This window comes from Pseudomonas maumuensis, assembly GCF_019139675.1.
Taxonomy (GTDB): domain Bacteria; phylum Pseudomonadota; class Gammaproteobacteria; order Pseudomonadales; family Pseudomonadaceae; genus Aquipseudomonas; species Aquipseudomonas maumuensis.
This window is the reverse complement of record NZ_CP077077.1, coordinates 4,585,864-4,609,999: the sequence shown is the minus strand read 5'-3', so window position 1 is coordinate 4,609,999 and position 24,136 is coordinate 4,585,864. Positions and strand designations below refer to the sequence as shown.

At 64.6% G+C, this 24,136-nt stretch carries 18 protein-coding genes, 1 tRNA gene and 2 pseudogenes; 10 read left to right on the top strand and 11 right to left on the bottom strand.

The features are described from left to right. Positions 1 to 69: 69 nt before the first annotated feature. Positions 70 to 2,361 (bottom strand): beta-glucosidase BglX, encoded by a 2,292-nt coding sequence (gene bglX, locus KSS90_RS20600; RefSeq protein WP_217867056.1) that lies wholly within the window; start codon positions 2,359 to 2,361, stop codon positions 70 to 72. A 200-nt stretch (positions 2,362 to 2,561) separates the two neighbouring features. On the opposite strand from bglX, the gene KSS90_RS20595 reads away from it, so the two are divergent. From KSS90_RS20595 to KSS90_RS20585, 3 genes and pseudogenes are all read left to right on the top strand, one after another. Further along, positions 2,562 to 3,170, top strand: a complete 609-nt coding sequence (locus KSS90_RS20595; protein ID WP_217867055.1) for a TPM domain-containing protein — start codon at positions 2,562 to 2,564, stop codon at positions 3,168 to 3,170. 98 nt (positions 3,171 to 3,268) lie between these two features. Next, positions 3,269 to 4,489: a class I SAM-dependent methyltransferase gene (locus KSS90_RS20590; RefSeq protein ID WP_217867054.1), complete on the top strand. Its 1,221-nt coding sequence runs from the start codon at positions 3,269 to 3,271 to the stop codon at positions 4,487 to 4,489. Positions 4,490 to 4,682: 193 nt separating this feature from the next. Next, positions 4,683 to 4,997, top strand: a pseudogene (locus KSS90_RS20585) (helix-turn-helix transcriptional regulator); the annotation flags it as partial. 33 nt (positions 4,998 to 5,030) lie between these two features. Here KSS90_RS20585 and KSS90_RS20580 read toward each other — a convergent pair. From KSS90_RS20580 to KSS90_RS20565, 4 genes are all read right to left on the bottom strand, one after another. Continuing rightward, on the bottom strand, positions 5,031 to 7,583 hold the full coding sequence (locus tag KSS90_RS20580) for a TonB-dependent receptor (protein WP_217867052.1): 2,553 nt from the start codon (positions 7,581 to 7,583) through the stop codon (positions 5,031 to 5,033). Positions 7,584 to 7,702: 119 nt separating this feature from the next. Further along, on the bottom strand, positions 7,703 to 8,650 hold the full coding sequence (locus tag KSS90_RS20575) for a FecR family protein (protein WP_217867051.1): 948 nt from the start codon (positions 8,648 to 8,650) through the stop codon (positions 7,703 to 7,705). Then, on the bottom strand, positions 8,647 to 9,168 hold the full coding sequence (locus tag KSS90_RS20570) for an RNA polymerase sigma factor (RefSeq protein WP_217867050.1): 522 nt from the start codon (positions 9,166 to 9,168) through the stop codon (positions 8,647 to 8,649). Before KSS90_RS20570 ends, KSS90_RS20575 begins: the two co-directional genes overlap by 4 nt. A gap of 77 nt (positions 9,169 to 9,245) precedes the next feature. Further along, on the bottom strand, positions 9,246 to 10,262 hold the full coding sequence (locus tag KSS90_RS20565; RefSeq protein WP_217867049.1) for a DUF4917 family protein: 1,017 nt from the start codon (positions 10,260 to 10,262) through the stop codon (positions 9,246 to 9,248). A 142-nt stretch (positions 10,263 to 10,404) separates the two neighbouring features. Here KSS90_RS20565 and KSS90_RS20560 point away from each other — a divergent pair, with 142 nt between their 5' ends. The 5 genes from KSS90_RS20560 (at position 10,405) to KSS90_RS20540 (ending at position 17,080) form a co-directional block, all read left to right on the top strand. Continuing rightward, positions 10,405 to 11,463: a glycerophosphodiester phosphodiesterase family protein gene (locus KSS90_RS20560; protein ID WP_217867048.1), complete on the top strand. Its 1,059-nt coding sequence runs from the start codon at positions 10,405 to 10,407 to the stop codon at positions 11,461 to 11,463. An 83-nt stretch (positions 11,464 to 11,546) separates the two neighbouring features. Further along, positions 11,547 to 12,080, top strand: a complete 534-nt coding sequence (locus tag KSS90_RS20555) for an RNA polymerase sigma factor (protein WP_217867047.1) — start codon at positions 11,547 to 11,549, stop codon at positions 12,078 to 12,080. Continuing rightward, positions 12,073 to 13,035, top strand: coding sequence for a FecR family protein (locus KSS90_RS20550; RefSeq protein ID WP_217867046.1), 963 nt, complete (start codon positions 12,073 to 12,075; stop codon positions 13,033 to 13,035). Before KSS90_RS20555 ends, KSS90_RS20550 begins: the two co-directional genes overlap by 8 nt. Before the next feature lie 78 nt (positions 13,036 to 13,113). Further along, on the top strand, positions 13,114 to 15,477 hold the full coding sequence (locus tag KSS90_RS20545) for a TonB-dependent receptor (RefSeq protein WP_217867045.1): 2,364 nt from the start codon (positions 13,114 to 13,116) through the stop codon (positions 15,475 to 15,477). Positions 15,478 to 15,526: 49 nt separating this feature from the next. Continuing rightward, complete coding sequence (locus KSS90_RS20540) at positions 15,527 to 17,080, top strand: alpha/beta hydrolase (protein WP_217867044.1); 1,554 nt, start codon at positions 15,527 to 15,529, stop codon at positions 17,078 to 17,080. 134 nt (positions 17,081 to 17,214) lie between these two features. On the opposite strand, the gene KSS90_RS20535 is transcribed toward KSS90_RS20540, so the two are convergent. Then, on the bottom strand, positions 17,215 to 18,915 hold the full coding sequence (locus KSS90_RS20535) for a SulP family inorganic anion transporter (protein ID WP_217867043.1): 1,701 nt from the start codon (positions 18,913 to 18,915) through the stop codon (positions 17,215 to 17,217). A 389-nt stretch (positions 18,916 to 19,304) separates the two neighbouring features. On the opposite strand from KSS90_RS20535, the pseudogene KSS90_RS20530 reads away from it, so the two are divergent. Beyond that, a pseudogene (locus KSS90_RS20530) lies at positions 19,305 to 19,484 on the top strand (Fic family protein); the annotation flags it as partial. Positions 19,485 to 19,602: 118 nt separating this feature from the next. Here the strand turns inward: KSS90_RS20530 and KSS90_RS20525 are convergent. The 5 genes from KSS90_RS20525 to KSS90_RS20505 all read right to left on the bottom strand — a co-directional run bounded on the left by KSS90_RS20525 (position 19,603) and on the right by KSS90_RS20505 (position 23,485). Then, a tRNA-Gly gene (locus KSS90_RS20525) sits at positions 19,603 to 19,676 on the bottom strand. A gap of 116 nt (positions 19,677 to 19,792) precedes the next feature. Continuing rightward, the gene (locus KSS90_RS20520) at positions 19,793 to 20,677 is read right to left on the bottom strand and encodes an alpha/beta fold hydrolase (RefSeq protein WP_217867042.1); all 885 of its coding nucleotides are present in this window, start codon (positions 20,675 to 20,677) and stop codon (positions 19,793 to 19,795) included. Between the two features lie 378 nt (positions 20,678 to 21,055). Then, positions 21,056 to 21,748 carry a pseudouridine synthase gene (locus KSS90_RS20515; protein ID WP_217867041.1) on the bottom strand — a complete coding sequence of 231 codons (693 nt, stop codon included), beginning with the start codon at positions 21,746 to 21,748 and terminating at the stop codon, positions 21,056 to 21,058. A 32-nt stretch (positions 21,749 to 21,780) separates the two neighbouring features. Then, on the bottom strand, positions 21,781 to 22,002 hold the full coding sequence (locus KSS90_RS20510; RefSeq protein WP_046856883.1) for a cysteine-rich CWC family protein: 222 nt from the start codon (positions 22,000 to 22,002) through the stop codon (positions 21,781 to 21,783). After that, positions 21,995 to 23,485 carry a sensor domain-containing diguanylate cyclase gene (locus KSS90_RS20505; RefSeq protein ID WP_217867040.1) on the bottom strand — a complete coding sequence of 497 codons (1,491 nt, stop codon included), beginning with the start codon at positions 23,483 to 23,485 and terminating at the stop codon, positions 21,995 to 21,997. Before KSS90_RS20505 ends, KSS90_RS20510 begins: the two co-directional genes overlap by 8 nt. Before the next feature lie 212 nt (positions 23,486 to 23,697). Between KSS90_RS20505 and KSS90_RS20500 the strand changes: the two genes are divergently transcribed. Further along, positions 23,698 to 24,135 carry a hypothetical protein gene (locus tag KSS90_RS20500; protein WP_217867039.1) on the top strand — a complete coding sequence of 146 codons (438 nt, stop codon included), beginning with the start codon at positions 23,698 to 23,700 and terminating at the stop codon, positions 24,133 to 24,135. Position 24,136: the final 1 nt, after the last annotated feature.

Below are 24,136 nucleotides of genomic sequence, written 5' to 3'. Positions count from 1 at the left end.
AGCCCGCTCCCACAGGACAATTCGCAACCCTGTGGGAGCGGGCTTGCCCCGCGATGAGGCCGAACCTGCTTAACGCAGCTCGAAGCTCTGCTGCTGCACCGCTTGCGAGTCGAGGCCGACCTGCACATTGAACTGGCCAGCCTCGGCGACGTGCTGCAGTTGGCCATTGTAGAACTTCAGGTCCTGCTCACTGATGTCGAAGGTCAAGGTTCGCGCTTCACCGGCCTTGAGCATCAGCTTTTGGAAGTTCTTCAATTCCTTGACCGGGCGGCTCATCGACGCACTCTGGTCCTGGATGTACAGCTGCACCACGGTCTCGCCGTCACGCTTGCCGGTGTTCTTCACCGTTACCTTGGCCTGCAGGGTGCCGCCGCGCTTGAGTTCCTTCTGCGACAGCGCCAGACCTGACAGCTCGAAGCTGGTGTAGCTCAGGCCGTAGCCGAATGGATACAGCGGGCCGTTGGGCTCCTCGAAGTATTGCGAGGTGTAGTTGCCCGGCTTGCCTGGAGTGAACGGGCGGCCGATGCGCATATGGTTGTAGTACATCGGGATCTGCCCGACCGAACGCGGGAAGGTGATGGCCAGGCGCCCGGATGGGTTGTAGTCGCCGAACAGCACGTCGGCGATGGCGTTGCCGCCCTCGGTGCCGCTGAACCAGGTTTCGAGGATGGCGTCGGCCTGTTCGCGTTCCCAGGCGATCGACAGTGGACGACCGTTCATCAGCACCAGCACCAGGGGCTTGCCGGTGGCTTTCAGCGCCTTGATCAGCTCGCGTTGCACCGCCGGGATCTCCAGGGTGGTGCGGCTCGAGGACTCGTGGGACATGCCACGGGATTCGCCGACCACCGCCACGACGACGTCCGATTGCTTGGCGGCCTTGACCGCTTCGTCGATCAGCACGGCGGCCGGGCGTGGGTCGTCGACGATTTCCGGGGCGTCGAAGTTGAGGAAGTTCAGGTAATCGAACATCGCCTTGTCGCCGGTGACGTTCGAGCCCTTGGCGTAGACCAGCTTGGCCTTGCCTTCGACGGCGCGACGCAGGCCTTCGCGCACGGTGACCGAATGCTGCGGTTTGCCGTCGGCGGCCCAGCTGCCCATCATGTCGATCGGCGCATCGGCCAGTGGGCCGACCAGGGCGATGGTGCCGGCCTTCTTCAGGGGCAAGGTCTGTTCGCGGTTCTCCAGCAACACCAGGCCACGGCGTGCCACATCACGCGCGGCTTCACGGTGCAGGCGGTCCTCGGCGTAGTAGTCCGTAAGGTCGGTCTCAGGCTTGGGAATGCGCACGTAGGGATCCTTGAACAGACCCATGTCGTACTTGGCACCCAGCACTTCACGCACCGCCTGGTCCAGTTCGGCCTGGCTGACTTCGCCGGACTTCAACAGCCCTGGCAGTTCTTCGCCGTAGAGGGTGTCGTTCATGCTCATGTCGATGCCGGCCTTGATCGCCAGCTTGGCGGCTTCGCGGCCGTCCTGGGCGACGCCGTGACGGATCAGTTCCTGGATGGCGCCGTGGTCGCTGATGGTCACGCCCTTGAAGCCCCACTCCTTGCGCAGCAGGTCGTTCATCAGCCAGGTGTTGGAGGTGGCCGGCACGCCGTTGATCGAGTTAAGTGCCACCATCACCCCGCCGGCACCGGCGTCGAGCGCGGCGCGATAGGGCGGCAGGTAGTCGTTGTACATCTTCGGCAGGCTCATATCGACCGTGTTGTAGTCGCGCCCGCCTTCCACCGCGCCGTACAGGGCGAAGTGCTTGACGATGGCCATGATGCTGTCGGGGTTGGCCGGGCTCGAGCCCTGGAACGACTTGACCATCACCTGGCCGATCTTCGAGGTCAGGTAGGTGTCTTCGCCGAAGCCTTCGCTGGTGCGCCCCCAGCGCGGGTCGCGGGCGATGTCGACCATCGGTGCGAAGGTCATGTCCAGCGAATCGGCAGCGGCCTCGATGGCTGAGGTGCGGCCGACCTTGGCGATGGCGTCCATGTCCCAGGACGACGCCAGGCCCAGACCGATCGGGAAGATGGTGCGCTCGCCATGGATGGTGTCGTAGGCGAAGAACATCGGGATCTTCAGGCGGCTGCGCATGGCCGCGTCCTGCATCGGCCGGTTCTCGGGGGCGGTACGCGAGTTGAAGGTGCCGCCGATGCGCCCGGCGGCGATTTCCTCGCGGATCTTCGCGTGGGGCATCTCGGGGCCGATGCTGATCAGGCGCAGCTGGCCGATCTTCTCGGCCTCGGTCATCTGGCTGATCAGATGGTCGACGAACGCCTGCTTGTCCTGCAGGGGCGGGGCGGTAGGGGCGGCAAGGGCCGCCTGACTGGCAAGGCCCATGGCCAGGCCCAGCAAAGACAGTTTCATCATCAATTCCGTTGTCGAGTGATAGCGGTGGGCCGAGACGTTTCGTACGCCTTGTTGTCGAGTCCGCTGGCCGTTCAGTGGATCATTCATCCATGATCCGACGCAGTCGCGGATTATGCCTTATCTGAGGCACTTGTTGAGATACACTCTCGCCCACCCGATTGCCGGGATAACAATGATAAGAACGCTCGAGAGACGATGGCATGACCGAATACGAACAGCGCCAGATCGCCGAGGCGATCGCCCGTGCCGAACGGCGCACCGACGCCGAGCTTGTGACCGTGCTGGCTCGCCGTGCCGATGATTTTCCCTACCTGCCGTTACTTTGGGCCGCCTTGCTGGCCTTGTTGATACCCGGCGTGTTGCACCTGTGGCTGGGTGGTATCGGCGTCAATGGCCTGTTGCTGGCGCAGATGCTGACCTTCATCAGCCTGTGTCTGGTGTTGCGCCATCCGCGCCTGGCCGCCTGGGTGGTGCCGTCCATACTGCGACGCCGGCGCGCTTCGGGCCTGGCCCGCCAGCAGTTTCTCGAGCTCAACCTGCAGCGTACCGCCGGTGCCACGGGGGTGCTGATCTTCGTCAGTGAAGCCGAGCGTCATGTCGAGATCCTGGTGGACGAGGGCATTGCCCGGCATTTGCCCGAGCAGGCACGCGAGGCGATCGTCGCCCGTTTCACCGACCAGGTGCGCCAGGGCCATACCTTGCAAGGCTTCGTCGAATGTATCGAGGCTTGCGGCGAGCTGCTCAGTGAACATGTTCCTCCGACCCATGCGCGCAACGAGCTGCCCAACCGCCTGGTGATTCTCGACTGACCGTTGGTGAGCAGGGGTGTGTTTCGCCAGGGGCACCATCGACGTAGAATGCCCGGCATTGCGCATCGCGCTCCCCGCATTTCGAGGCACCCGTTCCCATGTCTTCCCCTTCCTTCGCCCCTGGCGCGCCGGACGCGCGCGCCCAGTTCCTGAGCCTGCTCGCCGATGCCCTGGGCGACGGCAGCCTGAGCAAGCTGGTACTGGCCCGCCATGTCGGCGCCGACCAGACCCTGCAGCGGATCATCGCCAAGCCGGTGCAGATCAAGGGCCAGGCCTGCTTGTCGCTGGTCTACCGTCACCAGACCCGTGACATCACCCGCAACCTGGGGTTGGACGAGGCGCAGGCGTTGGTGGCCGAATTGTTGCCGGAGAGCTTTCGCAACGCACACCTGTTCACCGCTGCCGGCGAGGTGCAGCTGGAGTTCAGCAAGAAGGGCAAGCCGATGTTGCGCCGGCACGTGGCACAGCCGGCCCCACGCGAGGCGGGCGCTGGCGGGCATGATCGGGAGAAGAAGCGTTATCTGGCGCTGTCGCGGCCGTTCCTGCGCGACCTTGGGGTGACCGACGCGCAAGGTGCGTTGATCCCGTCGATGTCGCGCAAATGGAAGCAGATCAACAAGTTCATCGAAGTCTTCGACCATGCCTTGAGCGGTGCGCCCGTGGACGCGCAGCAAAGCCTGAAGGTCGCCGACTTCGGTTCGGGCAAGGGCTACCTGACGTTCGCCATGCACGATTACCTGCGCAACACCCTCGGGCGTGAGGCGCAGGTCACTGGCGTCGAACTGCGCCCGGACATGGTCGAGTTGTGCAATGCCGCCGCCGCGCGCCTGGAGCATCCGGGCCTGGTGTTCGAATGCGGCGATGTGCGCAGCGTGGTGCCTGAGGCCATCGATGTGATGATCGCCTTGCATGCCTGCGACATCGCCACCGACTATGCCATCCACACCGGTATTCGCTGTAACGCTGCGATCATCATGTGCTCGCCGTGCTGCCACAAGCAGATCCGCCCGCAGTTGCACAGCCCGGGGTTGTTGCAACCGATGCTGCAGTACGGGCTGCACCTGGGCCAGCAGGCCGAGATGCTCACCGACAGCCTGCGCGCCCTGTACCTGGAAGCTTGCGGCTACGAGACCAAGGTGTTCGAGTTCATCTCGCTCGAGCACACCAACAAGAACAAGATGATCCTTGCGGTCAAGCGCCGTCAGCCCCAGGACAATGCGGGTCTGCTGGAGAAAATCGCCGAGCTCAAGGCGTTCTATGGGGTGCGCGAGCATTGCCTGGAGACCCTGCTGAAGGCGGATGGGCTGATCGCTGGTTAAGGTCCATTCATGCTTTGCGTGGGCTACCGGTCGGTTGACTGGAAAGATGCAGCGCCTGGGATACCGAGCGCCGCCCGCGCGGCGCTCGATCTGATAGGCGCTGAAAGGCTGTCGCCAAGCACCTGGCAGCCCTCATACGAGGGCTCTCATGGCTCCGGGATGTAATGGAGTCGGTCTGTTCCGAGGGCCGCCGGTCGTGGATGTGCGGCAAGTGTTGCCGGATGCCCGGCTGATCGAGGTCAGTCCCGACCTGGTCGGCCTGACCGATGTTGCGGAGCTGGTGGGTGTTTCCCGGCAGAACATGCGCAAGCTCATGCTCACCCATCACCGCAGCTTTCCGGCCCCGGTGCATGACGGCACGCTCTCGCTCTGGCACCTCGCCGACATCCTGTCGTGGATGCAGACGCGCGGCACGCATGCCGTTGCCCAGGCAGTCCATGAGCTGGCCATCGTGGCGATGCAGGTGAATGTCGCCAGGGCCCAGGAGCGGGTGGCGAACGGCAGGTGATGCACTCCATTGCATCATTGCCTGCCAGTGGGCTCAGAAGAACCGGGTCACGCTGATCTTGGCATTGCGTCCCTGGGTATAGGCGTTCTCGCCCGACAGCTCCGGCCGGATGGCCTTGTTGAACAGGTTGTCCACGGTCAGGTTGACCTCGGTGCCCTTGAGGTAGGGTTGCTGCGGTTTCCAGTTGGCGAACAGGCCGTGGATCTGGTACTTCTCGTTGCCGAAGTTGTCGTAGTAACGGTCACCGAGCGCACTCGCGGGGCCCTCGAAGTACTTGTCGCTGGGCAGGTGGTGGGTGGCGCCGACGAACTGCGCGGTCCAGCCGACCCGGGCGTCCCAGGCCGGGATCTTCACGCCCAGGGTGGTGATCCATTTCGGTGCCGGTACATCCTTGGCCCATACATCCGGGCCCCAGGGGTTGGTGTACGCGCCCTCGTGGCGGCCTTCCATCCACGAGTACGACACCGCGCCGAACCAGTAGGTGGCGTCGTAGAAGGTCTCGATTTCGAAACCCTTGTAGGTCACGTCGCCGATGTTGCGGTAGTTGCCCATCAGCCCGTCGCCACAGGTGTTGGCGATGGTGCCGCCGCTGACCAGTTGCGCCTGGCAGCCGATGCCGGTGGCCTTGAAGATCTCGTCGGTGACCTTGTTGTGGAACGCCATGGTGCGAATCTGCGCGCTGTCGCCCTGGCTGAACACGTTGTTGAAGGTGCTGATGCTGCCCACCCGCACACCGGTGATGCGCTCGGGATCGAGGTTGCGACTGGTGGCGGTGCGGCTGCCGACACCCTGAACTTCATACTGTTCATCCAGCACCGGGGCGCGCCAGGTCTTGCTGTAGTCGGCGAACAACGCGGTCTGTTCGTTCATCTTCCAGAACAGCGACAGACGTGGCGACCAGCCGCTGTAGGTCTTGTCGCTGTAGTCGTGGCCAGCCGCCGGGTTGTTGTAGTACGGCGCCTGGTTGGGTTTGCCCTCGTTGGTCACATGGTCGTAGCGCAACGACGGGGTGATGGTCAGGTCGCCCAGGGTGATGGCGTCCTGCAGGTAGTAGCCCTGGCTGTCGACCTGGCCGCTGGGCATGAAGTACGGCTGGTAGTGACCATAGTTGTACTTGGGTACTTCGTAGGTCTTGCCGGGCATCCACATCTGCGTGTCGCGGTCATGGCGACGCACCTGCACACCTGCGGTGAGCGCATGTTCCAGGGGACCGGTGAGGAAGGTGCTGGTGTTCTTCACATCGAGCATGCGGTCCTTGTATTCGGTGTCCATCTTGCGCCCGCCAGTGGCGGGCTGGAAGAACGCCGTGGCGTCGCGTTCATCGGTCTGCTTGGTGTCCGATTCGGAGTACTTCACCTGCAGGTCCACCCACGGGTTCTCGATCGGTTGGTACTTGTAGGTGGCCGACCAGGTGGTGTCGATGGTGCGGCGGTTGGCGAGGAAGCGCTTGAGGGCGGCTTCGTAGCCGTACTTCTTGATATCCGCCGCGGTGGGGGGCGTGCTGAAGGCGGTCGACGAGAAGGTGGTCCAGCGCTGGCTTTCCGATTGTGCCCAGGACAGCCCCAGGCTGTGCTCGTCGGTGAAATGGATGTTGGTCTTGAGCAGGGCGCCGTCCAGGTCCAGGGCGCTGTAGGGGATGCGCTGGGGGTTGATCGGCCATTTGCCGGTGGGGTCGGGCAGGCTGTCGGCCATCTTCAGATTGCCGCCGTCGCGCTTGGTGTAATACACCAGGCCGTCGATGCGACCATCGTCGGTACGGCCGAACAATGCCGAGCTGTAGATCTGCTGGTGGTCGTTGCTGCCATAGCCGTACTTGAGCATCGCACCGCTGTTGCGGCCCTCTTGCAGCAGGTCGCCGGCGTCCTTGGTTTCCATGTTGACGCTGCCGCCGAAACCGCCGTTGCCGGTCTTGACCGAGTGCGGCCCTTTTTCGACCTCGATGTGCTTGATCAGCTCGGGCTCGATGAAGATGGTGCCTTGCTGATAGCGCTCGAAGCCGCTCTTGGGCGCACCGTCGAGGGTCATCGGCACGTCCTCGGCGTCGCCGAAGCCCCAGATGTTGATGGTCTGGCCGCCGGGCTTGGACGAGCCGCCCATGTTCACCCCCGGTAGGGTTGCCAGCACGCTGGGAATGTTGCTGGGCTGGTAGCGGTCGATCTGCTCCTGGTCGAGCGTCGAGCGCCCTACGTTGCCGGCATCGACTTGCTGACCGTCACCAACGATGCTCACGGCACTGAGTTGCAGGCTGTTGTCTGCCGTTGGGTCGTCTTCGCGCAGGCGCACCACGTAGGTATTGCCCATGCGCACCACGTTGAAGCGGCTGCCCACCAGCAGACGGCTGATCGCCGCTTCGGCTTCGAAGTCCCCTTTCAGGGCCGGTGCCTGGGCGCTGCCGAGCAGCGCTTCGTCGAACAGCAACTGGACCTTGGCCTGCTGGGCCAGTTGGCTCAGCGAGCGCGCCAGCGGTTGCGCCGGCAGGTCGAACGGTACCGGGGCGGCTTCGGCGGCCAGGCTCATGGCCAGGCACAGGGCCAGCAATGTGGGTCGGACAGGCAGGCAGTGCAATGGACGCAACGCGGACAACATGGTTTCCCCCAAACGGCAAAAGGCCGGAAAAAGCCCGCCATCACGCGGCAGGCGGGGAGGAAGACGCGATGTTGCGACAAAACCTCACCTGCGAATGATAAAAATTCTCAAATTATTTTTTAGCGGCGCTCGATACGCACGCGACCGTCCGCCAGCAAGGTGGTCTTGACCGGTAACAGGGCGGGCAGGGCATTGAGCAGGGCATCCGGGTCGTGGACGTCGAGATTGCCGGACACCTTGTAGCGGCCAAGCGCTGGATCGGCCAGTACCACCGGGTGCTGGCGATACAGGTCGAGTTCGTCGATCAGGCTGGCCAGTTCGCGGTTGCGAAAACTCACGTGGCCCTCGCGCCAGTCGGCCACTTGTTGCTCGCCCAACTCACGCTGGGTCAGGGTGCCGCGTGCCAGGTCGTAGGTGGCACCTTGGCGGGCACTGAGCAGCAAGGGCGGTTGCCGTTCGCCGGGAGTGTCGAATGCCACTTGGCCATGGGCCACCGCCACCACCAGTTCCCGGTCGCCTCGGCGCACATCGAAGCCAGTGCCGACCACACGCACGCGGCCGCTGCCGGCATCGACGAACAGTGGCCGCTCCTTGTCGGGCGCCACCTCGATGTACAGCTGGCCGTGATCGAGGTGGATCAGTCGCTGTTCGGCGTTGAAGTCCAGGCGCAGCCGGGTCTGGGCATTGACATGCAGCTGGCTGCCGTCGGGCAGTTGCAGTGCCTGCAGTGTCTGACCGGCGCTGATGGTTTGGCTGAAGGCTTCGCTGCCTGCCCCCAGGTTACCGGCCAGCACCGTGCAGAGCAGGGCCGCCGCCGTTGCCAGGGCCGGGCGCCAGTGTCGCGTCCGGCGTACCGGCAACGGCAGGGGACGACTGGCTTGCTTGAGCGCGGCCAGGTCATCCCACAGTTGTTCGAACTGACGATAGGCGCGGGTGTGCTCGGGCGTCTGCATCCACTGGGCGAACGCCTTGCGGTCCTCTCGTGAAGGCTGGTTGCGGTTGCGGCTGAACCAGCTCGCCGCCTGGGCGTCGATCGGGCGCGGGTCGAGCTCGTCGGTGGGAATCATGGGAACTGCTCCGTGCCGTTGTCACTGTCCAGGCGTTGCTTGCATTGCAGCAGGGCGGCGGCGATGTGCTTCTCGACCATGCTGACGGAAATGTTCATGCGCTCGGCGATCTGGGCCTGGGTCAGGCCTTCGAAACGGTGCAGCATAAGGGCTTCGCGGCGTCGCGGCGAGAGTTCCGCGAGTACCTGACGCAATTGATTCAGCCGTTGCTGCTGCTGGGCGTGGTCCAGCGGGTCGTTGGCCGGCGCGCCCTGCTGCTCGGGCAGGGTGTCGTCGGCCAACGCCGCATGGCGCACTTTCTGCCTGCGCCAATGGTCGCTCAGCAGGTTGCGCGCCACCTGGAACAGGAACGCGCGCGGCTGCTCCACCTTGGCCCGATCCCGGTAACCCAGCCATTGGGCGAACACATCCTGGGTCATGTCCGCAGCGTCACTGGCATTGTCCATGCGCTTGCGCAGGAAATGCAGGATGTCGGCATAGAAACCGTGGGCGACGGGGTCGGGCTTGGGGCGCTGCATGCACGCTTTCCGGGGCTGGCGGGGAGGAAAGGGTGCGGATCTTATCGAGAATTATTTACATTTGCAAAGTGTGTTGCTCAGCGCCGTCGATCCTGTGCGGCCGGAACGGGGATGGCCAGTTCAGCCAAGCCCAGGGGGTGGCTGGAAGCATCGAAAAAGTGCAGCGGAACCTGCGAAAGATCGCCAAAGCGATCAATGAAGTGCTGCTTTTGGTTGATGACCGATGCCTCGCTCAGCGGCCGGATGGCGATGGCCAGGTGCTTGGGCCGCGCCTGGCGAATGGCGTCGAGCAGGTGCTGGTCGCTGGCGTCCAGGTGCTGGCCGAACAAGCATAATCCGTCGTGTTCGCGGGCCAGCTGTCCCAGGCTCCAGGACAGGTAGTCGGAGTTGCGGATGGCGCGCAGCTTGTCTTCGCTGCGGCTTTCGTTGACGAACAGCGGTACTTCGCCGGGAATGTTCACGGCGAAGCCTTCGAGCAGTTCGGCCTGTTCCGCGCTGCGTTGGCGGGTACTGCCGTCGGGCAGCTTGAGCAGGTGCATGCCGCCGTGCAGATGGAGGATGCGGATACCGTCGGCCTGGCTGCGGCGCACATCGAAGAAGCCCTGTTCGTCGAACAGGCTGGCGAAACCTTGCGTATCTTCGGCCACGGCCCAGGGCAGGATCAGGTCGTAGTTGCTGGTGTAGACGCTGCGGTACTGGCGCAGCGCCTGGTTGATGGCCGCGCGCGTCGCGCTGGGGAAGCGCGGCCAGGGCAGATGCACGGCGCGCACCGCGTGGATCAGCGCTTCCTTGATCGAGTAATAGCGATTCAGCGGTGCGGTGGAGTTGATCGCCAGCGCGGCGTTGGCCCGTACCGTGGTGTTCAGGGTGCTGAGCAGCGGCTCGAACAGTTCGCTGCCCAAGGCCTTGAACAGTGCCTGGTCGCTCACCCCCAATGCCTTGTGCCGCACCCGCTGGGCTTCCTCGAACAGCGAGAAGTAGCCGAACGGTTTCCACAACGCGCGGCTGGCACCATTGCCCAGCAGCAGGGCGGTGCTGGGGTGGCGCTGGTTGAGGTCGGCCCAGGTGGGCAGGTGGGCGTCGAGTGCGGGCATGGGCGATCCAATGGGTGGGGCGGAAAACGCCGGGGACTTTAGCATGTCATGCAGAGTGTGCGAGGCTTGCGCCCTCAAGGACTGCACCGTTGACCTTGCCGGCGTCTTCCAGAGGCCGGCCCCGATCTGCAAAGGACTACCCATGTACAAGACCCTTCTCCTGGCCACCTTGCTGGCGAGTACCGCGGCCCATGCCACCGACGGCAAGGCCCTGGCCAAGGCCCAGGACATCCCGCATCCGGCCGTGATCGCCCACCGTGGCGCCTCGTTCGACGCGCCCGAGTCCACCACCCCCGCCTACCTGCTGGCCCGCGAACTGGGCGCCGACTACCTGGAAATGGACTTGCAGCGCACCCGCGATGGTGTGCTGGTGGTGGTCCACGACGATGTGCTGGCACGCACCAGCGACGTCGCCGAACGTTACCCCGAGCGCGAGGCAAGCCCGGTCAGCGCCTTCACCTTGGCCGAACTCAAGGCGCTGGACGCCGGCAGCTGGTTCAACAAGGCCTATCCCGAGCGTGCCCGGGCAGCGTTCAAGGGCCAGCGCATCCTGACCCTGGACGAAGTGATCGATATCGCCGAAGGCAACCCCGAGCGTCACCCGGGGCTGTACATCGAGACCAAAGAGCCGGCGCAGTTTCCCGGTATCGAACAGGACCTGAAAAAGCGCCTCGAGGCTCGTGGCTGGCTCGACAAGCCGGGCAAGGTGATCTTGCAGACATTCGATCGCAACAGCCTCAAGCTGCTGCACGAGGCCATGCCGCAGGTGCCGAAGATCCTCTTGCTGTGGGTAGCCAAGGGCAGCATCGAGCCGGCCTCGGGGCAGGACTTCGCCGAATCCGGTGAGCAGGACAAGTCGGCCTTCTACGCCCGTCAGCAACCCAAGGACCGTGCCGAGTTCCAGCGCTGGCTCGACTATGCCAAGGCCGGCGGCGCCATTGGTACCGGCCCTTCGGCAATCCGCACCCACCTCGGCGAGCAGAGCTACTCCGACCTGATCCAGCCTTGGATGAACCAGGCCAGCCACGACAAGGGGCTGCTGGTGCATGTGTACACCCTCGACGAGGCGGTGGATTTCGACAAGGCGATGAAAGCCGGCGTCGACGGCATATTCACCAACCGTGCCGGTGAGCTGATGCGTTTCTATAAACGACCGATGCCACAGAACGAAGGCCAGTTGCTGCGCAAGCTGGGTTACTGATCGGCAAGATGATGCTGGCGATGGCCGAATGACATGTGTGAGAATGATAGGGATTCCTATTAACGGTCCTCGCCACATCCGCAATGACCTCCCTTTCCAGTTGGCAGGCCCGGCCAGCCCTCAAGGCAGCCGTCGACGACCTGCTTGCCCATTACAGTGATCTGCGCCGCTACCTCTGCGGGCGGCTGCGCAATCCTGACGACGCCGCTGATATCGCCCAATCCAGCTTCGCCCAGGCCTACGCCCATGCGCTCAACGCACCGGTAATCAATGCCCGGGCCTTGCTGTTCCAGGCGGCGCGCAACCTGTGCATCGACCAGTACCGCCGGCGCAGCACTGAACTGGCGGCGTTGGAAGACTGGCTGGCGCGGGCCGATTGGCTCAGCCCCAGCGTGGAAGAAATCATGATTGCGCGCGAACAGTTGCAACACCTGATCGCCCGCATCGAACGCATGCCCAAGCTGCGTCGCGAAGTGTTCGTCCGCGTGCGCCTGCACGGCCACAGTCATCGTGAGGTGTGCGAGGCCCTGGGGCTGTCGGCCAAGGCGGTCGAGCTGCATATCGCCCGGGCGGTCTTCGACCTGTCCGAGCTGCGCCTGGCGAGCCGTCATGATTGAGCCGGCCGCGCCACGCAAGGTGCAGCAGGCGCTGGTCTACCTGGCGGCGCTGCAAGGGGATGATCCCGAACGCGTGCGCAAGACCCATGGCCTGGCGCGGCGCTGGCGCGGTCGCAGCGCCGAGCATGAGCGCGCCTGGCTGGAGGCCGAGCAGCGCTGGCAACTGGTTCACCGCCTCGCTCCGCAACTGCGTGGCGCCTTGCAACCGCAGGCCTGTGATGTGGGGCGTCGGCGGGTGCTGCGCCAGGGCGGCGCGCTGGCCTTGCTGCTGGCCGCAGGTGGCTGGCTGGGCTGGATGTACAAGCGCACCGCGCCGTTCCGGCAGGACCTGCAGACAGCCCACGCGCAAGCGCCGCAGGCCTTGGCATTGCCCGATGGCAGCCAGCTGCTGGTGGCCGCTGAAAGCAACCTGCGGGTGCGCTTCGATCACGGCCAGCGCCAGGTCCTGCTGCTGCACGGTAATGTCTACTTCGATGTGGCTCATGAGCTGTGGCGGCCATTCCTGATCAGCACGCGCCTGGGCGTGGTACAGGTGCTGGGCACCGCGTTCACGGTCAGCGACCGGGGTGGCCAGGTCCAGGTGGCCGTAGCCAGGGGGTGGGTGCAGGTACGCGACCTGCAGGGCGGCGAACAGGTGTTGCAGGCTGGCGAGCGCATCTGCCTGGAGGGAGAAGGGCGGTTGGGCAGCCTGCGTGCCGGTGGCCATTACGGGCCGGACCAGGCGCATTGGCAGCGCGGTTGGTGGTCGTTCACCGATCAGCCGCTGGTAGAGGTGATCGGTGAGCTGAACGCCTATGCCGCGCAGGCCGTCAAGGTCGATCCCGGGCTGGTCAACCTGCGATTGACCGGGAGTTTCCCCAGTGACCGGCCTGAGGTACTGCTCGATGCCTTGCCGGGCATCCTGCCGGTCAGCGTGCAGGCGTTGGGTGGGCAACGTCTGATCGTGCCGCGCTGATCCTCTGAAAAACGTTTGAGGGGTAAACCGCCGCTGCCGCGTCATCAGCTGTGAACCCACCTCCTGCAAGGATTGATCATGTCGCTTTTCACCTCCCGCTTCCCCGGCACCCTGCGGCGCCTGGCACTGGCCTGCGCCCTGGGTGGCAGCGGCCTGGCCCTGGCCGATAGCCAGCCGCTGAACCTCGACTTGCCGGGCCAGTCGCTGGAGGCCACGGTGCATGCCCTGGCCCATGCCTCGGGAGTTGCGATCGCCGCCGATAGCCGTGTATTGGCCGGGCGCAGCACGCCTGCCTTGCAGGGGCGCTACACCGTGCTGCAGGCGCTGCGCCAGCTGCTGGCCGGCAGCGACCTGGTGGCGGTGGAGGAAAACGGCGTGATCATCCTGCGCGGCCCGACTGACCAGGGTGCCCTGACCTTGGGGGCGACCACGGTCAACGCCTCTGGCTTCAACAGTGACCTGCCGGAAAGCTACAGTGGTGGCCAGGTGGCCCGCGGCGCGCGCATCGGCATGCTGGGCAATCGCGACCTGATGGACACCCCCTTCAGTGTCACCGCCTACACCGCCAAGACCATCGAGAACCAGCAGAGCGGCACGGTCGGCGCGGTGTTGCGCAACGACCCGTCGATCCGCTTCAGCACCGGCGAAGGGCATGCCTACGAGAACTTCATGATCCGCGGCTATGCGCTGGACTCCACCGAGCTGGCGCTGGGTGGCCTGTACGGCCTGGCGCCCGATGGCCATGTGCCGACCGAATTCCTCGAGCGCGTCGAAGTGCTCAAGGGGCCGGGCGCGCTGCTCAATGGCATGGCGCCCAACGGTGGCGTGGGCGGGGTGGTCAACCTGGTGCCCAAGCGCGCCGGCGATACGCCGCTGACCCGGCTGACCACCAGCTACGTGTCCGAGGGTTATGTCGCCGAGCACGTCGATGTCGGCCAGCGCTTTGCCGAGGGGCGCTTCGGCATTCGCTTCAACGGCGTTTATGGCAGCGGCGACACGGGTGTCGACGAACAATCCAAGGACCGCACCCTGGCGGCGTTGGCACTGGACTATCGGGGCGATGACTTCAAGCTCGAACTGGATGCCTACGAAAGCCACGAGAAGCTGGAGAACGGCAGCCCGATGATGGCCGGTTTCAGCGGCCTCAAGCACGTGACCCGCGCGCCCAAGCCGGATACCAACATCCTCGAAGGCATCCACGCCCGGCAGATCAGCAAGGCCGTGGTGGTGCGTGGCGAGTACCAGCTCGATGACAGCTGGACCGCCTACGCCAGCGTCGGCGGCGCGCGCACCCGCTACGATGGTTTCCTCAACGGCACCCGGGTGGTGGTGAACAAGGCCGACGGCACGGCCACGGGGGAAACCTACAACCAGGCCGGCTACACCCACAGTCTTTCCACCGAGGCCGGCCTGCGCGGCAACTTCATGACCGGTCCGGTCAGCCACCAACTGGTGCTCAGCACCACCTTGCTGCACCAGGACATCGGCCGTGCGCCGACGGTCACCGGCGCCAAGTACCCCACCAACATCTACCACCCGGGCAAGGCGATCATCGCGGGTGACCACGGCAGCAGCGACAAGACCGGCGACAACACCCTTTCGAGCTTTGCCGTGGCAGATACCCTGGGCTTCCTGGACGAGCGTGTGCTGCTCACCCTCGGCGTGCGTTCCCAGCGCGTGCGGCAGAAGATGAGCAACCCTTCGTACGACGAGCGCAAGCTGACCCCCGCCGTGGGTATCGTGCTCAAGCCCTGGGAGGCGCCGGTATCGCTGTATGCCAACTACATCGAGGGCCTGACCCAGGGTGGCATGGTCACCGACCAGAAGGCCGCCAACTACGGCGAGCAGTTCGCGCCCTATGTCGCCAAGCAGATGGAGGCCGGGGTGAAGTGGGATCTGGGCGACTTCACCCACACGCTGGCGGTGTTCCAGATCGACAAGCCCAGCATGATCTACGACAAGCCCAGCAATCGCTACAACGACGACGGCGAGCAGCGCAACCGTGGCGTGGAGTGGACGATGTTCGGCGAAATCGTCCCCAGCGTGCGCCTGCTCGGTGGCGTGACCTACACCCGCGCGGTGCTGAGCAAGACCGCCAATGGCGCCATGGACGGCAACACCGCCCGCGGCGTACCGGCCTGGTCGGCCAACCTCGGCGCCGAGTGGGATCTGCCTGGGGTCGAGGGCCTGACCCTGACCGCGCTGGGTATTCACAGCAGCTCCCAGTACCTCGATTCCGCCAACCAGCTGAAGATCCCACAGTGGACCCGCTATGACCTGGGCGCGCGCTATGCGACCAAGGTGCTGAGCAAGGACGTGACCCTGCGCGCCAGCCTGGAGAACGTCGAGAACCGCGCCTACTGGGCCGGTGTGTTCAACGATGGTTATGCGACTGTCAGCGAACCGCGCACGCTCAAACTCTCCGCCAGCGTCGACTTCTGAGGTGAACATGCAGCGATTGAAGCGCTTGGGCGGAGCATGCCTGCTGGCCATGCTCTATTCGAATCTGACCTTGGCGGGCGCGTACGCCGATCTCGAGGTTGGAAAACCGGTTGCCGGCCAGGTCGGCGCAGCGCATCCGCCAGCCTGGCAAGTGGCGCTCAAGGCCGGGGACCTGGTGCGTGGTCGGCTCGACGGTGACGTCAGCCTGCGCCTGCTGGACGCCGAAGGGCGTCCGTTGCGGCTGCTGATCGACGGCCTGGACCAGCCCCGCGAGTTCCTCTTCGTCGCGGCGCAGGACGGCCGTTACGCGGTGCGCGCCGAACCCCTGGCGATACGCCCGGCGGCGCGTTTCAGCCTGAGCCTGGAACAGGTCCTGCCTGTCGGCGAGCAACGCCGTACACCGGCGGCGCTGCTCAGCCCGACCCTGCGCGCCCTGCAGCAGCACCTGGCAACGGGTGGCACCAGCGAAGGCTTCTGGCAGACCCGTGCCGTTGAGGGAACGCCATTGGTCGAGGCCATTGCTGGGCAACCCGGCAAGCGCCTGGTCACCTTCCTCTGGCGCGGGGCACGGGACAACGTGAGGATGTTCGGCGCCCCCACAGGCAATCACGAACCGCTGTCTCGGCTGGGCACGAGCGATGTCTGGTTCCACAGCTTCGAGGTACCTGCGACGACCCGCCTGAGTTATCAGATGGCGCCGGATGTGCCGGTGTCCGACGACCGCCGGGTGATCCTGGCCAGTACCCGGCGCGATCCGTTGAACCCGAATACCTTCGCCGACGCCAGTGGCGACGCCTGGTTGTCGCGCTCACGGCTGGAACTTGTGGATGCGCCGCCCCAGCCGTGGGTGGCCGAGCGTGCCGGGGTGGCCCGTGGCAGTTTGGAGCGCAGGCGCCTGGCCAGCGAGGTGCTGGGCAACGAGCGCGACATCTACCTCTACCGCCCGGCAGGTTGGCGCCCGGGCAAGGCCGACCAGGCCTTGCTGGTGCTGTTCGATGCCCATGCCTACACCCGCCAGGTGCCGACGCCGACGATACTCGACAACCTGATTGCCGACGGCCTGATCCCGCCCACTGCGGCGCTGATCATCGCCAACCCCAGCAGCCAAAGCCGCGAGCGGGAGTTGCCGCCTAATCCACTGTTCGCAAGGTTCATGGCCGAGGAACTGATGCCTTGGGCCAGCCACCAGGGGCTCGCGGCACCGGCCTCGCGCACTGTGGTAGCAGGGTCCAGCTACGGCGGCCTGGCGTCGGCCTACCTGGGCCTCAGGCACCCGGAGTTGTTCGGCAATGTGCTGAGCATGTCCGGTTCCTACTGGTGGCCGATGGCCGGTGACGAATCTGGCTGGCTGACCCGCGAGTACGTCAAGGCGCCACGCCAGCCACTGCGGTTCTACTTGCAGTCGGGTCTGTTCGAAGGGCCGAAAATTCTCGACACCAACCGCCACTTGCGCGATGTGTTGCTGGCCAAAGGGTACCGGGTGGAACAGGTGGAGTTTCCGGCGGGGCATGACTATCTGCAGTGGCGGGGGAGCCTGCCCTGTGGGTTGATCAGCTTGCTTGGGCAGGGGACACAGGCTGTTGCGCGGGCTTGTGTGCCGTAACGCAAGTTTTCAACGATGGATCGTCTGCGTCTATGAGATCGAGCGCCGCCCGCGCGGCGCTCGATCTTGAGAGCGCTGCAAGACCATCGCCTGGCACCCGCCCGCCCAAGTGGGATCGCAAGCCACCCCCTCCCTCAATCCGCAGCACCCTCCCGCCGAGCCCTGTTGCGCCATACCCGATACGCCCGAATCCCCGCCCGTACCGAGCCGAACAGCAGTTTCTCCTCCATCTCCCGCGCCATCCCGGAACGCACCAGCATGCGCAGGAAGGTGCCGCGGGCGCGGGCGATGGCGAAGTGGATGCCCTGGGCGGCGAGGGTGTCGCGCACCTCGCGCAGGGCGGCGATGCCGCTGACGTCGATGCTGGTCACAGCTTCCGCATCGAACAGCACCACCTGGGTTTTCTCCACGTTCTGTACGGCTTCGAGCAGGCGCATCTTGAAGTAGTCGGCGTTGAAGAACAGGATCGCGTCGTCGAAGCGGTACACCAGCAGGCCTGGCACGGTGCGGGCATCCTTGTGCTGGCGCACGTCCACCTGGCCCTCGATGCCCGGCACCCAGCCAAGCACGGCGTCGGTGGGCTGGTAGATGCTGTAGAGCAGGCGCAGGATGGCCAGGGTCACGGCGAACACGATGCCCGGCAACACGCCCAGGCCGAGTACGCCGACCGTGGTCAGCAGGCACAGCCAGAACTCGAAACGGCTGAGCTTGCGGATGGTCTTGAGCGACTTCACGTCGATCAACCCCCAGCCGGCCATGAGCAGCACCGCGCCCAGCGCAGCCTGGGGAATCCAGGCCATGGGCGCGGTGAAGAACAGCAGGATCAAGGCGATCACCAGTGCGGCGATGATGCCCACCAGCTGGCTCTTGCCGCCGACCATGTCGTTGACTGCGGTGCGCGAGTCGGCGCCGCTGATGGCGAAGCCCTGGGAAATACCGGCGGCCAGGTTGCTCACGCCCAGGGCGAGGAACTCATGGTTGGCGTTGATCGCGTAGCCGTGGCGGGCGGCGAAGCTGCGGGCGGTGAGCATGGCGCTGCAGAAACTGATGGTGGCGATACCCAGGGCGTCGCGCAGCAGGCTCTTGGTTTCCGCCAGGGAGCTCTGTGGCCAGGCCAGCTCGGGAATGCCCGCCGGCACCGGGCCGAGGATCGCCACGCCGAAACGGTCCAGGCCGAACAGTCCGGCCAGGGCGGTGAATACCACCACGGTCACCAGCGCCGCCGGCAGCCGCGGATAGCGCCGTGGTAGCCAGATCAGCAGGCTCAGGCCGGCCAGTCCGATGGCTAGCGTCAGCCAGTGGATCTCGCCCAGACGCTGGAAGAAGTTGATCAGGCTGAGAATGAAACCGTCGCCTTCGATCTTGAAACCCACCACCTTCGACAACTGCCCGGCGAGCAGGCTCAGGCCGATGCCATTGAGGTAGCCGATGAGGATCGGCCGCGAGAAGAAGCTGGCGATAAAACCGGCCCGCGCCACCCCGGCGGCGATCAGCATCACGCCCACCAGCACGGTGACGATCACCGACAGCTCGGCGATGCGTTGCGGGTCGCCCATGGCCAGCGGTGCCACGGCGCCGCCGATCATGGCGCAGGTGGCGGCGTCCGGGCCGACCATCAATTGCCGTGAGCTGCCGACCAGGGCATAGACCATCATCGGCAGCACGCAGGCATACAAGCCGTACTGTGGCGGCAGGCCGACGATCTGCGCATAGGCGATGGCGATGGGGATCTGGATCGCGGCCACCGACAGGCCGGCCTGCAGGTCAGCATGGAACCACTCGCGGCGGTAGTGCAGCAGGTTGGCCAGGCCCGGTAGCCAGCGGGAGAGAAACATGCGCAGTCCTTTGGAGATGTTTCAGAAAGCGTAGCGGTCAGGCGCCGCGCACGACTGGCTATTCAAGCCAATTGGCGCGGCGATGGCTATGGGCCAGATCAACAAAGGCACGTTGGAAACGAAAAAACAGTCGACGCTCCTTTTGACAGAGACGACGTGGACGGAATACGAGTTGGAGCGGGAGAGTGAATCGAACGGTTATAGGACAAACTTCGGGCAGGGGAGATGAGCGGCCAAGGAATTCGCGAGGAGCGCTTTCATTATCGTTTTTGAGTAAACCATCTGAATCGGTAGTGAATTTGTGTGTCCCGTAGTATTTTTGCGTTTGACGGCTGGCGGTATTGTTTTGCGGTGATAGTCAAAAAATATTAGCGTTTTTGGGCTTCCGGAAAAATGTGGTGGAGATGCCAGACCAGGATGCAAGCCGCATCATTCGCGCGGTGAAGGAGAATGGCTGGAATGTTTCAGGCAAGCTCAAGAAGCAATATCCGCAGCTCGACGACGAGCGCCTCGCAGCCCGAATCGGGGAGGCCGTTCGGTCGGCGTTTGAAGACCGAGAAGGGCAATGAGGATTGACCTTGGTATTCTCAGCGGTGCTTTGAGTTTCAAGCGCAGAAACGAAAAAAGGAGCCGAGGCTCCTTTTGACAGCGACGACGTTATTGGAACGTCGTGCGGGGAATGCGAGATGGAGCGGGTAGAGGGAATCGAACCCTCCTCAATAGCTTGGGAAGCTATAGTTTTACCAATAAACTATACCCGCTTCGAAGCCAGCCTTTTTACCAGAACCCTCCTCGAATGAGAAGCCCCACGGTTGTAAAAAAGCCTGTCGGCGGCCCGTAGCCTGCGGGTAACGAGGGCTACAGGACGCCGATGCGTTCAGATCGCCAGTGCATGCTGCCCCGGTTCCTGTGCGTAGCGTTGGCGGGATTCACGCAAGGCCGGCTTGAGGAAACCGAGCATGGCATCGCGGGTATCCTCGCAGGCGCTTTTGTGTTCCATGTCCAGGAAGTGACCGGCCCCGCGGATCACACTGAACTGGCTACGCCCGACATGGCGGCTGAACTGGCGGGCATCCTCGACGGTGGTGTACTCGTCGCGGTCGCCGTTGATGAACAGCACCGGGATGTCGATGTTGCGCGCGGCCTTCAGCGCCCGCTCAAGGTCATGCTCGAGCACCTGGTTGATGTGGAAGTGCATCTGCGCGTACTCGTGGCTGTCCAGGCTGCTGACGTGCCGGTAGTTGAAGCGCTTGAACAACGACGGCAGGTACTTGCCGATGGTGTCGTTGACCAGGTTGCCCACCTGGTAGCGGTCGCAGGCGGCCAGGTACTGGCAGCCGCGATCCAGGTAGTCGCGCATCGGTTCGTTGATCACCGGCGAGAACGAGCTGACGATGGCCTTTTTCACCAGCCGCGGCTGGTGCGCCAGGGCCAGCAGGGTGCAGGCGCCGCCCCAGGAGAACGACATCACGTGGTCGGCGCGGAAGTGCTCGATCAGCTCGAGCAGGATGTGCGCCTCGGTCTCCTTGGTCAGCAAGCGTTCATGGCGGTTGTGGGGTTTCGACTTGCCGGCGTACGGCTGGTCGTACAGCACCACGTTGAACTGTGGGTGCAGGTTGCGCACTGTCTGTGCAAAGGACGCCGTGGTGGCCAACGAGCCATTGATCAGGATGATCGTCTTCTCGGCGCCCTGCGCGCGATGGAACTCCGTGTAAACCCGGTACTGCCCTTGGATATCAAGTACAGCGATTTCTGGCCTCATGTCATCGACTCCTGGCGCAAAAAGGGTATTCGCGTCACCTGCTGACCTGCGTGGTCGCTTGGCGGGCTGGCGCCGAACCGACCGGACTGGCCATCAGGATGCACGTGCTTTATGACAGGTAGGCATTCGCCTGGAACTGAAAACCGGTGGGCCCTTGTGTCGATCCTTGACGCTGGTGTCGACGGTATTGTTGTGGCGGGCGATTACCGTGCCCCAGGGCATCGAGACCCCGGGTGGCCGGTAAAGGGCGTCTTGGACTACGGTTGTGACTGGCTGGTCACATGCAGACCGACGAGTTAGCAGTCAAGCAGCGCGGGCAGGATCGCGCAAGTGCCGTTGGGACAATCTTTCGTGGGAAACCGCCGAATGGTGATCGGCTCAGACCGAGGCGACTTCCTCGTCGGTCAGCGCCCTGAACTCTCCAGGATGCAATATCGGGTCCAGTGTGATTGACCCCATGCTTTCCCGATGCAGCGCCACCACCTTGTTCTGGAAGTGTCCGAACATCCGCTTCACCTGGTGATAGCGGCCCTCGACGATGGTCAGGCGCGCGCTGCGCGGGCCGAGGACATCCAGCTGCGCGGGCAGGGTGGTGAGGTCTTCGAAGGCGAAGTAGACGCCTTCACGGAACTTGTCGACGTAGTGCGCACCAATCTCGTCCTCGGTATGCACCAGATAGGTCTTGGGCTGCTTGGTCCGGGGCTGGGTCAGGCGCCGCGACCACTGGCCATCGTTGGTCAGGATCATCAGCCCGGTGGTGTTGTAGTCCAGGCGCCCGGCGATGTGCAGCTCATCGCGTAGCGCCGCCGGCAGCAGGTCGAGCACGGTGCGGTGCTGCGGGTCGTGGGTGGCGCTGACGCAGCCGGCGGGCTTGTGCAGCATCAGGTAGCGTGCCGGGCGACCGGCTTGGTACACCTGCTCGTCCACTTCGACGCGGCTGAATTCGCGCACCTCCAGCAGTGGGTCGGCGGTCACCATGCCGTCCACGCGCACACGCCCTTGGGCCAGCAGCAGGCGCACTTGCTGGCGGTTGTAGCAGGGCAGGTTGCCGAGGAATCGGTCGAGGCGCATGGAGGGTCGTTTGCGGGAAATCGGCGCGCAGTCTAACGGATAGTGCGCGCCTGCGCTGCCTTGAGCTGCGCGTCTACCTGTGCGCAGCGCGGGCACAGGCAGGCCTTGTCGCGAAGTTCGGCGGGCAGGGCTTCGATGACTGCCGAGTCGATGACCACCTCGAAGCACCAGCAGCCTTGCGTGGCGTTGCGCGGATCGGCCAGGCCGCATTGGTTGAGGGCGCCGCAGGCGGGGCAGCGTTGGGGGTCAGGCATGGTCGGTTCCGGGCATCTCGCTGCAGACGCGATTGCGTCCACCTTGTTTGGCACGATAGAGGGCGTGGTCGGCGCGGGTCAGCAGATTGTGCAGGCTGTCGCCGCGCTGCAGGGCGGACAGGCCGATGCTCGCGGTCAGGCGCAGCGGCTGGTCGGCATAGCTGAAGGTCAACTGCTCGGTGCGCCGACGGATTTTTTCCGCCACCTCGATGGCCTGGCGGCCTTCGGTTTCACGCAGCAGCACGATGAACTCCTCGCCACCCCAGCGGCAGAGTATATCGGACTGGCGCAGGCTGCCCTGCAGCACATTGGCGAACTGGCGCAGCACTTCGTCGCCGGCCAGGTGGCCGTGGGTGTCGTTGAGGGCCTTGAAATGATCGAGGTCGATCAGCAGGGCGACCAGCGGCGCGCTGTCGCGCTGGGCCTCGACCAGTGCCTGGCCGGCCAGCAGGTCGAAGCTGCGGCGGTTGGGCAGGCCGGTGAGGCTGTCGAGGGTGGCCAGCGCCTCGGCGTTGTCCTGGTGGCGCTTGACCATGGCGTTGAGCAGCGACAGCACGACCAGGGTGATCATCGCGCAGATCGCCAGGTTCAGGTACAGCGACTGGCGGATGCGCTCCAGGGCGCCGGTCTCGCGTTTGTCCACCAGCAGGTACCAGCCCAGCTCCGGCAGCAGGCGCACGTTGAGGAAGTGGCTGTGGCCGTCGTTGTCGGTGTACTCATGGCTGCCGGTGGTGGGTGTCGGCATGCGTGCCAGCAACGCCTGCCACTGGTTGCTGTCGGCCAGTTGCTGGCCGGCGCGCAAGCCGTGGGGCCCACCGTCGGAGCCGGTCAGCAGGACCTTGCCCTGGGCATCGGTGAACAGCACCGAACGCTGGTACCTGCGCTGATAGTCGTCGATCAGGCGTACCACCGACTCCACGCTCAGGCCCACCCCGGCGGCGCCGATGAAGCGTTGCTGGTAGTCGAGCACGCGGTGGTTGATGAACACGGTGAGCTTGTCCTGGTTGGCCATGTCCAGGTCGACATTGATCTCGTAGGGCTTGTTCGACTGGCGCAGGCGAAAGTACCAGGCGTCGCGCCAGGCATCGGGGCGGACCTGCTTGAGCACGCCCTTGGCCTGGTAGTAGGTGAGGCTGCGGTCGGAAACGAAGAAGCTGGTGCAGGTGACCTGGCTGCCCATCACTTCGCCGAGGTAGCGGGTAACACGCGTGGTGTCCTGCTCGCCGCCCAGTACCCAGTCCCGCAGGAAGGTGTCCTGGGCCATCATCGATGAGATCAGCACCGGGCGAATCAGGTCTTTCTGGATTTCCGAATAGACCGTGTCGGAGGTCAGCGGCAGTTCGGTGTTGACGATCCCGTCGCGGATCGCCCCGCGCGAGGCGTAGTAGCTCAACAGCGAGGTGGCCAGGAAGCCGCAGGCCAGCAACAGCAGCAGGGCAAGGATCAGCGAGCGTTGCGAGAACAGGGTGGAGGGCGAAGGCATGATCTTCCCGTGAAGTGTGCCGGTGGCCACATTCTAGTGAGATGACCGAAAAATGACTGCATGTTTTTTAGGGTTATACGACCTGTTTCAATTTGTTGCGGAAATGGCACCGAACCCTGGCGCGACTGTCTTATCCAGTGTCGATCAACGCATTGCCGTCGACGCCCGCCAGCGCCGCTGTGCCGGGCACCCCTGCGGTCCAGGAGGCCGCCATGTACCCACGAATCCTGCTCATCGTCCTGCTCGGACTGCTGACATCCGCCTGCGCCCCTTACTACGCGGACAACGGCTACTACCGCCGTGACTACTACACCAGCGATCGCTACGTTTACCCTGGCTACTACCGTCAGGATCGCTACTATGTGGCGCCGCAGCCACGTTACTACTACCAGCCCGCGCCGCGTTACTACCGGCCCGCGCCAGTGCCGCAGTACCGTCCTTATCCGGCGCCCGGCGTGCAGCCGCGCTGGCAAGGCAACCCGCGCTATGACTATGGCAACCGCCAGCGCTACGACTATGGGCGCGATCGCGACCGCCACGACTATCGCAATGACGATCGCCGAGGTGATCGCTGGCATTCGAACGGGCAGGGCAATCGCGACCGTCGACCAGACGGCGGGCGAGGTGGCGACCGGGGCTGGTCGCGTTGAC